At 74.8% G+C, this 13,629-nt stretch carries 11 protein-coding genes; 10 read left to right on the top strand and 1 reads right to left on the bottom strand.

The genetic code is table 11. The features are described 5' to 3' along the window. The first annotated feature begins 149 nt into the window (after window positions 1-149). The 10 genes from AB0A97_RS17085 to AB0A97_RS17130 all read left to right on the top strand — a co-directional run bounded on the left by AB0A97_RS17085 (window position 150) and on the right by AB0A97_RS17130 (window position 12,384). Window positions 150-1,409, top strand: a complete 1,260-nt coding sequence (locus tag AB0A97_RS17085) for an FAD-dependent oxidoreductase (protein ID WP_361149987.1) — start codon at window positions 150-152, stop codon at window positions 1,407-1,409. After that, window positions 1,397-3,220 carry an FAD-dependent oxidoreductase gene (locus tag AB0A97_RS17090; protein ID WP_361149990.1) on the top strand — a complete coding sequence of 608 codons (1,824 nt, stop codon included), beginning with the start codon at window positions 1,397-1,399 and terminating at the stop codon, window positions 3,218-3,220. The genes AB0A97_RS17085 and AB0A97_RS17090 overlap by 13 nt, the downstream gene beginning before the upstream one ends. Continuing rightward, window positions 3,217-4,191, top strand: coding sequence for a dihydrodipicolinate synthase family protein (locus AB0A97_RS17095; RefSeq protein ID WP_361149992.1), 975 nt, complete (start codon window positions 3,217-3,219; stop codon window positions 4,189-4,191). Before AB0A97_RS17090 ends, AB0A97_RS17095 begins: the two co-directional genes overlap by 4 nt. Next, entirely contained in the window at window positions 4,191-5,237 is a 1,047-nt protein-coding gene (locus AB0A97_RS17100) for a proline racemase family protein (protein ID WP_361149995.1), read from the top strand. The genes AB0A97_RS17095 and AB0A97_RS17100 overlap by 1 nt, the downstream gene beginning before the upstream one ends. A 96-nt stretch (window positions 5,238-5,333) precedes the next feature. Continuing rightward, the gene (locus AB0A97_RS17105; protein WP_361149997.1) at window positions 5,334-5,945 is read left to right on the top strand and encodes a hypothetical protein; all 612 of its coding nucleotides are present in this window, start codon (window positions 5,334-5,336) and stop codon (window positions 5,943-5,945) included. 121 nt (window positions 5,946-6,066) lie between these two features. Next, window positions 6,067-7,725 carry a urocanate hydratase gene (hutU, locus tag AB0A97_RS17110; protein WP_361150000.1) on the top strand — a complete coding sequence of 553 codons (1,659 nt, stop codon included), beginning with the start codon at window positions 6,067-6,069 and terminating at the stop codon, window positions 7,723-7,725. 164 nt (window positions 7,726-7,889) lie between these two features. Then, window positions 7,890-9,125: an allantoate amidohydrolase gene (locus AB0A97_RS17115; RefSeq protein WP_361150221.1), complete on the top strand. Its 1,236-nt coding sequence runs from the start codon at window positions 7,890-7,892 to the stop codon at window positions 9,123-9,125. 74 nt (window positions 9,126-9,199) lie between these two features. Further along, on the top strand, window positions 9,200-10,525 hold the full coding sequence (locus tag AB0A97_RS17120; protein ID WP_361150223.1) for a formimidoylglutamate deiminase: 1,326 nt from the start codon (window positions 9,200-9,202) through the stop codon (window positions 10,523-10,525). Window positions 10,526-10,554: 29 nt separating this feature from the next. Beyond that, entirely contained in the window at window positions 10,555-11,760 is a 1,206-nt protein-coding gene (gene hutI / locus AB0A97_RS17125) for an imidazolonepropionase (RefSeq protein ID WP_361150003.1), read from the top strand. Window positions 11,761-11,937: 177 nt separating this feature from the next. Beyond that, window positions 11,938-12,384 carry a hypothetical protein gene (locus tag AB0A97_RS17130; protein WP_361150004.1) on the top strand — a complete coding sequence of 149 codons (447 nt, stop codon included), beginning with the start codon at window positions 11,938-11,940 and terminating at the stop codon, window positions 12,382-12,384. Between the two features lie 148 nt (window positions 12,385-12,532). Here AB0A97_RS17130 and AB0A97_RS17135 read toward each other — a convergent pair whose 3' ends face one another. Further along, a complete protein-coding gene (locus AB0A97_RS17135) occupies window positions 12,533-13,540 on the bottom strand; it encodes an RNA polymerase sigma factor SigF (protein WP_361150226.1) in 1,008 nt (335 codons plus the stop codon). Window positions 13,541-13,629: the final 89 nt, after the last annotated feature.

Genomic DNA, 13,629 nt, shown 5'->3' on the forward strand with positions numbered 1-13,629 from the left:
ACCACTCCACCACCTGCCCGCCGTGGCCGCCATCGACCGGCACACGCGCAGGCGGTGTTGACCTGTCCGGCCCGCGGCAATAACGTCACGGCGCTCTCACGAGGGGGCCCTTCACGCGGACGCGCGACGCGGAACGGTGGTGCGGGTTCATGCGATACCGGCACGTCCAGGCGAAACCGGCGGTGCGGCACGGCTCCCCGTGTCCGCCGCCCCGGCCCCCGTACCCCGACGTGGCCGTGGTCGGCAGCGGCATCGTCGGCGCGGCCTGCGCCGAAGCGCTCACCCGGCGCGGCGTACGGGTCACCGTCGTGGACCGCGCGCCGCTCGCCTCCGGCACGACCGCCCACGGCGAGGGCAACGTCCTGGTCTCCGACAAACCGCCAGGACCCGAACTGGACCTGGCGCTGGCCTCGGCGGCCCGCTGGCCACGGCTGCTCGCGGAGCTGGGGGACGAACTGGGCGCGGGGCTCGCGGAGCGGTGCGAGTACGAGACGAAGGGCGGCCTGGTCGTGGCCCTCGGGGAGGCGGGCGCACGGGCGCTGGCCGGGTTCGCCGCCGCCCAGCGGGCCGCCGGTGTCACGGCCCACGAGGTCGCACCGGACGCCGTGCACGCCCGCGAACCGCACCTCGCGCCGGGCGTCCGCGCCGCCGTCCACTACCCGCAGGACGCCCAGATCCAGCCGGTCGCGGCGGCCGTCGCGCTGCTCGGTGCCGTACGGCGACGCGGCGGCACACTGCGGGCCGGGGTGCGGGCGCTCGGCGTGGAGCGCGGCACGGGCGGGCGGGTGACGGCGCTGCGCACGTCGGCCGGGACGCTGCCGTGCGGGGCGGTCGTCAACGCCTGCGGGCCGTGGGCGGGCCGGTTCGCGGCGGAGGCGGGCGTGCCGCTGCCCGTCCAGCCGCGCCGGGGCCTGGTGCTGGTCACCGCGCCGCTGCCGCCGGGCACGGTCCGGCACAAGGTGTACGACGCCGACTACGTGGGCGCCGTCGGCAGCGGCGACGCCGACCTGCGGACCTCGACGGTGGTCGAGGCCACCCGGGGCGGGACCGTGCTCATCGGGTCCAGCCGGGAGCGGGCCGGCTTCGAGGAACGTTTCCGCGTCGACGTCCTGCGCGAACTGGCCCGCAAGGCGACGGCGCTGTTCCCGGTGCTGGGCCGGGTCCCGGCGATCCGCGCGTACGGCGGCTTCCGCCCGTACACCCCCGACCACCTCCCGGTCATCGGCCCGGACCCGCGCCTGCCGGGCCTGTGGCACGCCACCGGACACGAAGGCGCGGGCATCGGACTGGCCCCCGCGACCGGCGAACTCCTCGCCCGGCTGTACGCGGGCGAACCGCCGTGCCTCGCCCCGGAGCCCTACCGGGTGGCCCGGCCGGGACTGGCGGAGGAGGCGCGGTGTTCCGCGTGACGGTGGACGGCGCCGAGCGATGGGCCCGTACCGGCCAGACGGCCGCCGCGGTCCTGCTGGCCGCGGGGCGCGCCTCCTGGCGGACCACCCGCGGCGGCCGCCCGCGCGGGGTCTTCTGCGGGATCGGCGTCTGCCACGACTGCCTCGTGGTCGTCAACGGCGTACCGGACGTACGGGCCTGCCGGCGCGTGGTCGAGGCGGGCGACCGCATCGAGACCCAGGAGGGCACGCCGTTGCCGTGCCTGCCCCCGGAGGCGGGCACGGGCGCGCCCGCGGGGACGGTGCGCGACGTGCCGGTGGTCGTCGTGGGCGCCGGTCCGGCGGGCCTGGCGGCGGCGCTGGCGGCGGCCGGGGCCGGGGCGTGGGTGGCGCTGGTGGACGACGGGCAGCGGCCGGGCGGGCAGTTCCTCCGGCAGGCGGCGGACGGCCCGGCGCGGGGCGCGGCGGTCCGCGCCGTACAGGAGCACCCGCGCGTCGAGTGGCTTCCGGGGTGCACGGTCTGGGCGCTGGAGCCGGACGGTGGGCCGCCGGGCACGCCGGGCCGTACGGACGCGGGCTGGACCGTACACGTCCTCCAAGGGCCCGCCGACGCCCCCGGCCGCACGGCGCACACACTGCGCGCCGCCGCGCTCGTGCTGTGCACCGGCGCGTACGACCGGGCCCTGCCGTTCCCCGGCTGGGACCTGCCGGGCGTCGTCACGGCGGGCGCGGCCCAGGCCCTCGCCAAGGGCCAGCGCACGGCGATCGGCCGCCGGGTGGTGGTCTGCGGCACCGGACCGTTCCTGCTGCCGGTCGCGTCGTCGCTGCTCACCGTGGGCGCACGCGTCCTCGGGGTGTACGAGGCGGGCTCGCCGGCCGCCTGGCTGCGCGCCCCCGTGGCCGCGCTCCGCGACGGTCGCGCCAAACTGCCCGAACTGCTCGGGTACGCCGCCGGTCTGGCGCGGCACCGCGTTCCCTACCGGGCCCGCCGGGCCGTCGTGGCGGCGCACGGACGGGAGCGCGTCGAGGCGGTGACGGTGGCCCGCCTCACCCCCGACTGGCGGATCAGACCCGGCACCGAACGCCGCATCGAGGGCGTGGACGCGGTCTGCGTCGGCTACGGCTTCACCCCGCAACTGGAACTCGCCCTCGCCGCGGGCTGCGCGCTGCGCGACAACTCCTGGGTCGCGGTGGACGCCTGGCAGCGGACCTCCGTCCCCGGCGTGTACGCGGCGGGTGAACCCACCGGCGTCGGCGGCGCGGCACTCGCCGCCGCGGAAGGCGAACTGGCGGGGCTGGCGGCCGCCCGCCGGGCGGTGCCCGCCGCGGCGGCCCACGTGGTGGCGCGCGCCCCGGCCGCCCGACGGCAGGTCGTCGCGGGCCGCCGCTTCGCCCGGCTGCTCGCCGCGGCCCATCCCGTACGCGACGGGTGGCACGGCTGGCTCGGCGAGGACACGCTCGTCTGCCGCTGCGAGGAGGTCCCGTACGGCGCCCTGCGTACGGCGGCGGGGGAGCCGGGCGTGGACGGCGTGGGTGCTGTGGACGGTGGGGCGGAGGGGGCCGGTGGGGACGACGGGGGCAGCCTCGCGGCCGACGGCATGTGCACGTTCAAGCTCACCACGCGCATCGGCCTGGGCCCCTGCCAGGGCCGGATCTGCGCCCGTAACGCGGCCGGACTCCACGGCCCGGACGCTCTCCCCGACCCCCAGACCGCCGACCGCCGCCCGATCGCCCAGCCGGTCCGCCTCGCGGACCTGGCCGCGCCCGGCCCCGTACCCCGTGACCCCGGCGCCCCCGACCCCGCCGCACCGTACCGAGAGGACCCGACATGACGGACCACGCGACGCCGCAGTCCCGTACGTCCCGCACCGCCGCCGCCTCCCGTGCGCCGCTGACCGGTGTCATCGTCGCCACCACCCTGCCGTACGCCGAGGACCGGAGCGCGCCCGCCGGGCTCCGGCCGGACCTCGACCGGTACGCCGAGCACTGCCGCTGGCTCGTCGACAGCGGCTGTCACGGCGTCGGGCCGAACGGTTCGCTCGGTGAGTACTCCTCCCTCACCGACGACGAGCGGCGCGCGGTGGCCCGTACGGCCGTCGCGGCGGTGGGACGGGACGCGCGGGTCGTCGTGGGCGTGCACGGGGTCGGCTCGCACCAGGCGCGGCACTGGGCGGAGCTGGCGGCCGAGGACGGCGCGGACGGCGTGCTGTGCCTGCCGCCCACCCTCTACCGGGCCAACACCGCCGAGGTGGTGCGGCACTTCGAGGAGGTCGCGGCCGTCGGCCTGCCGGTGATGGTCTACAACAATCCGCTCGACACGAAGGTCGACCTGACGCCGGAGACGCTGCGCGAGGTCGCCGCGATCGACGGGGTCGTGGCGGTCAAGGAGTTCTCGGGGGACATCCGCCGGGTGCTGCACATCAAGGAGCAGGCCCCCGGCCTGGACGTGGTGGCGGGCGCCGACGACCTGGTGCTGGAGGCGCTGCTGATGGGCGCCACCGGCTGGTTCGCCGGCTTCCCCAACGTCTTCCCCGCCGCCTGCGTCCGCCTCTACGACCTCGCCCGGGCCGGGCGGGTGGCCGAGGCGCGGGAGCTGTACGAACCGCTGGTCGCCGCGTTCCGGTGGGACTCGCGTACCGAGTTCGTGCAGGCGATCAAGCGCGGGATGGACCTCGTCGGCCGGTACGGCGGGCCCTGCCGGCCGCCACGCGGCCCGCTGCTGCCCGAGCGCCGGCGGCAACTGGACGCGGACCTGCGCGGCGCCGTGCAGGCGCTGGAGATCTGGGCGAAAGCGGCCGGGTGATGGCGGCCGACGGCTCCCGGGCCACCCGGCTCGCCGCCCGCAGCGTGCACACCTTCAGCGCCGTGGACTCGCACACCGAGGGAATGCCGACCCGCGTCGTCACCGACGGCGTCGGCACCATCCCCGGCGCGACCATGGCCGAACGCCGCGGCTACTTCGTCGAACATCTCGACCACATCCGCCAGTTGCTGGTCAACGAACCGCGCGGACACCCCGCCATGAGCGGGGCGATCCTCCAGCCGCCGACCCGGCCCGACGCCGACTGGGGCGTCGTCTACATCGAGGTCTCCGGCTGCCTGCCGATGTGCGGGCACGGCACGATCGGCGTCGCGACGGTCCTCGTCGAGACGGGCATGGTGGCGGTCACCGAGCCCGTCACGACCGTACGGCTGGACACCCCGGCGGGGCTGGTGGCGGCCCGGGTCGCGGTCCGCGACGGCCGCGCCGAGCACGTCACCCTGCACAACGTCCCCTCGTACGCACACGAACTGGACGCCGTGGTGAAGGTGCCCGGCTACGGCGAGGTCCGCTACGACCTGGCGTACGGCGGCAACTTCTACGCGATCACCCCGCTCGCCGCGCTGGGCATCCCGTTCGCCGCCGCCCACCTGGACGAGATCATCGCCGCCGGGCTCGCGGTGATGGCCGCGGTCGACGAGCGCGACCGGCCCGTCCACCCGGCCGACCCGGGCATCTCCGGCTGTCACCACGTACAGTTCACGGCCCCCGGAACACCGGGACAGGACGGGTCGGACTCCCGTAACGCCATGGTCGTCCACCCCGGCTGGCTCGACCGCTCGCCCTGCGGCACCGGCACCAGCGCCCGGATGGCCCAGCTCCACGCGCGCGGCACGCTCCCGCTGCACCGGCCCTTCGTCAACGAGTCCCTGATCGGCACCCGCTTCACGGGCCGGCTGGTGGACACCGGGCGGGTCGGCGGCCGGGCGGCGGTCGTGCCGACGGTCACCGGGCGGGCCTGGATCACCGGCACGGCCACGTACGTCCTGGACCCGGCCGACCCGTTCCCCCGGGGGTTCGTGCTGTAGCGGAGGCGGCGGCGGGTTCCCGGTTTCGGGTGTGCGGCTGCGAAGGTGAACAGTCGTGCGCGGCCGTCGCGCACGAGCGGAGAGAAAGCGGAGTACATGTTCACCAAGGGGATATCGGGCCGGCAGTACGCGCGGCGAGGAGCCGGCGCGCTGGCCGCCGCGGCCGTGGCACTGGCGTTGCAGACCGGAACGGCGACGGCTTCTGACGCGGGTACGGGCGAGGCGCCGGCTTCGGCTGCGCACACGGCCCAGGCTCCCGCCCCGGCCCCGGCTCCCGCCCCGGCCTCCGCCGTACGGATCACCGAGGGCCAGGTCGGGGAGGCCGCTCCCGGCGGCACGCTGCTCTACCCGAGTGTGACCAGTTGTCTGACCGTGACGGTCCGCCTCGCGGACGGCGGCCTGGTGGGCGCGCACGCCAGCCTGTTCCAGGTACCGGGGGAGTACCGCTCCGACCGCGTCCTCGGCGCCCTGCGGGACCGGGTGGGCGGCCGGGACGTGACCGCGGTGGAGGTCAGGGGCGCGGTCGGTGCCTGGCTCCCCGGCTACTTCACCAAGGCGATCGAGAGCTACGGGGAGGGCGAGAGCGTGCCGTTCCCGGCCGAGCCCGACCCCGACGGCCTGGCGGCGGCGGTGGCGGACGGCCTGGGACAGCCGCGCGCGAAGGTCACGGTGACGGACGTGCCGGACGGCGACCAGACGGTGCGCTGAGGGAGCGGCCCGCGGGCCGGGGCGGCGGACGGGCCGCCCCGACCTGTTGACTAGGCCTATTCAGCACTCCAAGATGTGAATAGCTCGATCCATTCGCATCGACGTCAGGGAGGCACGGCCCATGTCAGGACCGCGACCCGTGCGGGCACCGCGCGGTACGGAACTGAGCGCCCGGGGATGGCAGCAGGAAGCCGCGCTGCGCATGCTGCAGAACAATCTCGACCCGGAGGTCGCCGAGCACCCGGACCAGCTCGTCGTCTACGGCGGCACCGGCAAGGCCGCCCGGGACTGGCGCTCCTTCGACGCGATGGTGCGCACCCTGACCACGCTCAAGCAGGACGAGACGATGCTCGTCCAGTCCGGGCGGCCGGTCGGCGTCATGCAGACGCACGAGTGGGCGCCGCGGGTCCTGATCGCCAACTCCAACCTGGTGGGCGACTGGGCCAACTGGGAGGAGTTCCGCCGCCTGGAGGCCCTGGGCCTGACCATGTACGGGCAGATGACCGCCGGTTCGTGGATCTACATCGGCACCCAGGGCATCCTCCAGGGCACGTACGAGACGTTCGCCGCCGTCGCCGCGAAGAAGTTCGACGGCTCGCTGGCCGGCACGATCACCCTCACCGCCGGACTCGGCGGCATGGGCGGCGCCCAGCCGCTCGCCGTCACGATGAACGACGGCGTCGCGATCTGTATCGACTGCGACCCGCGGGCCATCGAGCGGCGCATCGAACACCGCTACCTGGACGTGCGGGCCGACAGCCTCCAGCACGCCCTCCAGCTCGCGGTCGAAGCCCGTGACCAGCGCAAACCGCTCTCCATCGGCCTGCTCGGCAACGCGGCGGAACTGCTGCCGCGGATGCTCGCCGACGGCGCGCCGATCGACATCGTCACCGACCAGACCTCCGCCCACGACCCCCTCGCCTACCTCCCGGTCGGCGTGGACTTCGCGGACATGGCCACCTACGCGGCCGAGCAGCCCGCCGACTTCACCCGCCGGGCCCGCGAGTCGATGGCCCGTCACGTGGAGGCCATGGTCGGCTTCATGGACGCCGGCGCCGAGGTCTTCGACTACGGCAACTCCATCCGCGGCGAGGCCGAACTCGCCGGGTACAAGCGCGCCTTCGCCTTCCCCGGCTTCGTGCCCGCCTACATCAGGCCGCTGTTCGCCGAGGGCAAGGGGCCGTTCCGCTGGGCCGCGCTGTCCGGCGACCCCAGGGACATCGCCGCCACCGACCGGGCCATCCTGGACCTCTTCCCGGAGAACGAGTCCCTCGCCCGGTGGATCAAGCTGGCGGGCGAACGGGTGCACTTCCAGGGCCTGCCGGCCCGGATCTGCTGGCTCGGCTACGGCGAACGCGACAAGGCGGGCGAGCGCTTCAACGACATGGTCGCCGACGGCACCCTCCGGGCGCCGCTGGCCATCGGCCGCGACCACCTGGACTGCGGCTCGGTGGCGTCCCCGTACCGGGAGACCGAGGCGATGCTCGACGGCTCCGACGCCATCGCCGACTGGCCGCTGCTCAACGCCATGGTCAACGTCGCCTCCGGCGCCTCCTGGGTCTCCCTGCACCACGGCGGCGGCGTCGGCATGGGCCGTTCGATCCACGCCGGACAGGTCACGGTCGCCGACGGCACACCGCTGGCCGGCGAGAAGATCCGCCGGGTGCTGACCAACGACCCGGGCATGGGCGTCATCCGCCACGTCGACGCCGGGTACGACCGCGCCGACGAGGTCGCGGCCGAGCGCGGCGTACGCATCCCGATGCGGGAGGGCGAGTGACCCCGCCGTACGACGGTCCGGCGGACGAGGGCCGGGCGGACGGCGGCCGGGCGTCCGGCGCCGCGGTGGCCGCCGCCGGAGAGCCGGGGGCGCCGGGGGGCGCCTCCGGGCGCTCCGGGAGCCCGGCGGGCGGCGCCGGTACGGCCGCGCCGTCCTTCCACGAGATGTGGCGCGACCTCGCGCCCATCGGCCGCCACTCCGGCACCGGCGGCTACCGCCGCTTCGCCTGGACCGGCGCCGACGCCGACTGCCGGGCCTGGTTCGAGGCCCAGGCCCGCGCCCGCGGACTCGCCTGCGAACAGGACCGCAACGGCAACCAGTGGGCCTGGCTGGGCGCCGCGTCCGCCGCGGACGTGGCCCCCGGCGAAGCCGTCGTCACCGGCTCCCACCTCGACTCCGTCCCGGACGGCGGCGCCTTCGACGGCCCGCTCGGCGTGGTGTCCTCCTTCGCCGCGCTCGACGAACTCCGCCGCCGGGGCGCCGAGCCCGCCAAGCCGCTGGCGATCGTCAACTTCGGCGACGAGGAAGGCGCCCGCTTCGGCCTGGCCTGCGTCGGCTCCCGGCTCAGCGCCGGACAGCTCACCGTCGAGGCGGCCCACCAACTGCGGGACGGCGACGGGGTGACGCTGCCGCAGGCCATGGAGCGGGCCGGGCACGACCCGGACGCCATCGGCCCGGACCCCGACCGCCTCTCCCGCATCGGCGCGTTCGTCGAACTCCACGTCGAACAGGGCCGCGCCCTCGACCTGACCGGCGACCCCGTGGGCATCGCCTCCGCCATCTGGCCGCACGGCCGCTGGCGGTTCGACTTCCACGGCGAGGCCAACCACGCGGGCACCACCCGTCTGGCGGACCGGCGCGACCCGATGCTCACCTACGCCGCGACCGTGCTCGCCGCCCGCAAGAGCGCCGAGCTGGCCGGTGCGCTGGCCACCTTCGGCAAGATCAGCGTCGAGCCGAACGGCGTCAACGCCATCCCGTCGCTGGTCCGCGGCTGGCTGGACTCCCGCGCCGCCGACCAGGAGACGCTGGACACCGTCGTCGCCGCCGTCGAGCGGGAGGCCGCCGAGCGCGGCGCGCGCGACGGCGTCGACGTCCGGGTCACCCGCGAGTCCTTCACCCCCGTCATCGAGTTCGGGCACGCCCTGCGGGACGAGCTGGCCAAGATCCTCACCCACTCGGCGGACCACCGCCCGGGCGGCGCCCGCGAGGTGCCCGTGCTGGGCACCGGCGCCGGACACGACGCGGGTATCCTGTCCGCCACCGTGCCCACCGCCATGCTGTTCGTACGCAACCCCACCGGCGTCTCGCACTCACCCGCCGAACGCGCGGCCGAGGACGACTGCATCGCCGGGGTGACCGCACTCGCCGACGTACTGGAGGGCCTGGCGTGCAGGTGACGCCGCAGGAATCCGAGACGGCCCCGCGCCCCGGAGGCGACCGGCCGGGACCGGCCGCCCCGAAGACGTACTGGCTGGAACACGCCTGGCTCGGCACGCACGTCGAGCCGGGCGTGGCCGTGGACGTGGACCCGGCCGACGGCCGCATCAGCGCCGTACGGACCGAGGTCCCGGCACCGCCGCCCGGCGCCGTCCCGCTGCGCGGCCTGACCCTGCCCGGCCTCGCCAACGCCCACTCGCACGCCTTCCACCGGGCCCTGCGCGCCACCGTCCAGGTCGGCTCCGGCACCTTCTGGACCTGGCGCGAGGTGATGTACCAGGTCGCCTCCCGGCTCACCCCCGACTCCTACTACGCCCTCGCGCGGGGCGTGTACGCGGAGATGGCGCTGGCGGGCATCACCTGCGTCGGCGAGTTCCACTACCTCCACCACGGACCGGGCGGCTCCCGCTACGCCGACCCCAACGCGATGGGCGAAGCCCTGATCGCCGCCGCCGACGAGGCGGGCATCCGCATCACCCTGCTGGACACCGCCTATCTCTCGTCCGGCTTCGGCGCCCCGCCCGACCACCACCAACTGCGTTTCTCCGACGGCACGGCCGACGCCTGGGCCGAGCGCGCCGCCGCCCTGAAGGACGGCCGCCCGCACGCCCGCATCGGGGCGGCCGTGCACTCCGTACGCGCCGTGCCCGCCGACCAGCTGAGCACCGTCGCGCAGTGGGCCGGGCACCGGGACGCGCCGCTGCACGTCCACCTCTCCGAGCAGACCGCCGAGAACGACGCCTGCCGCGCGGCCCACGGCCGCACCCCCACCGAACTCCTCGCCGCGCACGGTGTCCTGGGCCGCCGCACCACCGCCGTGCACGCCACCCACCTCACCGACGAGGACGTCCGGCTGCTGGGCGACACCACCACCGGCGTGTGCATGTGCCCCACCACCGAACGCGACCTCGCCGACGGCATCGGTCCCGCCGTCCAGCTCCAGGCCGCCGGCAGTCCCCTGTCGCTCGGCAGCGACAGCCACGCCGTCATCGACCTCTTCGAAGAGGCCCGCGCGATGGAGCTGGACGAACGGCTGCGCACCCGCACCCGCGGCCACTGGACCGCCAACGCCCTGCTGCGCGCCGCGACCGCCGACGGCCACGCGGCACTGGGCTGGGACGAGGCGGGCACCATCGAACGCGGTGCGCTCGCCGACCTCACCACGGTCGCCCTGGACTCCGTACGCACCGCGGGGCCGCTGCCCCGGCTGGGCGCCGAGACGGCCGTATTCGCCGCCTCCGGGGCGGACGTGCGCCACACGGTGGTCGGCGGCCGCCAGGTCGTACGCGACGGAGTCCACACGCTCGTGCCCGACGTCCCCACCGCACTGGCCGAGGCCATCGCGGCCGTACACGGCTGACTCCGCGGCCGAAGGAGAGCACCCCCACGATGAACCCCAGCACCACGGCCGCGGAGCGCGCCGCCACCGGCCGCACCACCGCCGTCACCAACATCGCCACGCTCGTCACCAACGACCCCTCCCTCGGTGAAGGCCCCCTCGGTCTGATCCAGGACGCGGCCGTCGTCTTCGACGGCGACCGCGTCGCCTGGGTCGGTACGACAAGCAAAGCACCCGCCACTGACAGTCACCACGACGCGGGTGGCCGCGCCGCGATCCCGGGCTTCGTCGACTCCCACTCCCATCTGGTCTTCGGCGGCGACCGCACCGCCGAGTTCAACGCCCGGATGTCCGGCCGCGCCTACTCGGCCGGCGGCATCCGCACCACCGTCGCCGCCACCCGCGCCGCCACCGACGAGCACCTGCACGCCAACGTCGCCAAGTACCTCGCCGAGGCGCTCCGCCAGGGCACCACGACCCTGGAGACCAAGTCCGGCTACGGCCTGAACGTCGAGGACGAGGCCCGCGCCCTGCGCATCGCCGCCGCCCACACCGACGAGGTCACCTTCCTCGGCGCGCACATCGTCTCCCCCGACTACGCCGACGACCCCGCCGGCTACGTCGACCTGGTCACCGGCCCGATGCTGGACGCCTGCGCCCCGCACGCCCGCTGGATCGACGTCTTCTGCGAACAGGGCGCCTTCGACGGCGACCAGGCCCGCGCGATCCTGACCGCGGGCAAGGCCAAGGGCCTGCTCCCGCGCGTGCACGCCAACCAACTGCACCACGGCCCCGGCGTGCAGATCGCCGTCGAACTCGACGCCGCCTCCGCCGACCACTGCACCCACCTGGACGCCGCCGACATCGACGCGCTCGCCAACAGCGCGACCGTCGCGACGCTGCTGCCCGGCGCCGAGTTCTCCACCCGCGCCCAGTGGCCCGACGCGCGCCCCCTGCTCGACGCGGGCGCCACCGTCGCCCTGTCCACCGACTGCAACCCCGGCTCGTCCTTCACCAGCTCGATGCCGTTCTGCATCGCCCTGGCCGTACGGGACATGAAGATGACGCCCGACGAGGCCGTCTGGGCCGCCACCGCCGGCGGCGCGGCGGCCCTGCGCCGTACCGACGTCGGCCGCCTGACCCCCGGCGCCCGCGCCGACCTCGCCCTCCTCGACGCGCCCTCGCACGTCCACCTCGCCTACCGCCCGGGCGTCCCTCTCGTCTCCGACGTCTGGCACCGGGGCGTACGCGTCTGAACCGCGCCCTGCGGCAGTAACCGGTACCGGGCACAGCGAAGATCACGTAAGGTCCGGGACCGACACGAACAACTGTCGCAGTCACCCGCACAGCCGGGGAAACTTCACCGGGCGGACCTCCGGAGGAGGCAACCACGGCGCAGGGCCAGGGTGACCGCGCGGGGGGAAAGGAACCTCATGAAGTCGACCCGCCTCAAGGCCCGCCTCGCCGGCACCGCGGCCACCGTCGCCGTCCTCGGCGGCGCCGCCCTGGCCACGGCACCGGCCGCCGCGGCGAAGGCGAACGTCATCTCCATCGACAAGGTGACGCTCGACGGGCAGCAGCTCTCGGTGCACCTCGGCTACTCCTGCGACACCGGCTACACCTGGGGGCTGTCCGGCAAGGCGGTCAAGACGGACGGACAGGCCGGTCCGGCGTCCGCCACCGGCACCGTCGCGACCGGTACCCTCACGTGCGACTACCGCAGCCGCGCCCTGAAGCTGAGCCTGACGCAGGCCGCCGGCGCGCACTTCGCCGCGGGCGACGAGGTGAAGGTCACCGTCGACTTCACGGAGGAGAACGGCCCGGGCCTGGAGGGCGAGGAGATCATCACCACGCTCCAGGCGCCCGCGCCGACGCGGTAGACACGCGTCAGGCACCCGTACGGCGCCGATACGGCAGAGACCCGTACAGCAGAGGAGGGCCCGTCCCGGACAGCCGGGGCAGGCCCTCTTCCACGCGGGCGGAGGCCGGCCCGTCAGGCCGGCAGCGACCGCGAAGTGTCCGCCGGACTCACTCCTCGACCATCAGCCCCTTGCGGAGCTTGACGAGCGTGCGCGACAGCAGCCGCGACACGTGCATCTGGGAGATGTTCAGCTCCTCGCCGATCTCCGACTGCGTCATGTTGGCGACGAAGCGGAGCGAGAGGATCTTGCGGTCACGCGGGGGCAGCTCGGCGATCAGCGGCTTGAGCGACTCCACGTACTCGATGCCTTCGAGGCCGTGGTCCTCGTAGCCGATGCGGTCGGCCAGCGCACCCTCGTTGTCGTCCTCCTCCGGCTGGGCGTCCAGCGAGCTGGCCGTGTAGGCGTTGCTCGCGGCCATGCCCTCGACGACCTCGTCGTTGGTGATGCCGAGGCGTTCGGCGAGCTCGCTCACCGTCGGGGAGCGGTCCAGCTTCTGCGCCAGCTCGTCGCCGGCCTTGGCCAGGTCCAGACGCAGCTCCTGCAGGCGCCGGGGCACCCGCACGGACCAACTGGTGTCACGGAAGAAACGCTTGATCTCGCCGACGATGGTCGGCATGGCGAACGTCGGGAACTCCACGCCGCGGCTGAGCTCGAAGCGGTCGATCGCCTTGATCAGGCCGATGGTGCCGACCTGGACGATGTCCTCCATGGGCTCGCTGCGGGAACGGAACCGGGAGGCCGCGAACTTCACCAGCGCGAGGTTGAGTTCGACCAGGGTGTTGCGGACGTACGCGAATTCGTGCGTGCCTTCTTCCAGCGACTCCAGGCGCTCGAAGAGGGTCTTGGACAGGGCCCGCGCGTCCACCGGCCCCACCTCGGCGTACGGGGGGATCTCGGGCAGTCCGTCGAGCTCGGGGATTCCCGCCGTGTCCGGTGCGGACGATTCAGATGGGATCTGCGGGGAATGAGACGTCTGGGACTGTTCGGGCAGGGCGGCCTCGGACAGGACGGCCTCGGTGAGAGCGGCCTCTGCGAGGGTGGTCTCTGACAAGGGAGTCGACGACGCGGTCTCCGTGGTGTCTTCGGTGCGCAATTCGTCGAGCCGGGGTGACATGTTGTCCTCCATCGTTCTCGGCATATGGCTGCCGATGCCTCTACGCGAAGCTGCGGTGTGCGGCGCCTCCAAAGCCGGCCGTTTCGAAT

The sequence above is a fragment of the Streptomyces sp. NPDC045470 genome, from assembly GCF_040646595.1.
In the GTDB taxonomy this organism is placed as follows: domain Bacteria; phylum Actinomycetota; class Actinomycetes; order Streptomycetales; family Streptomycetaceae; genus Streptomyces.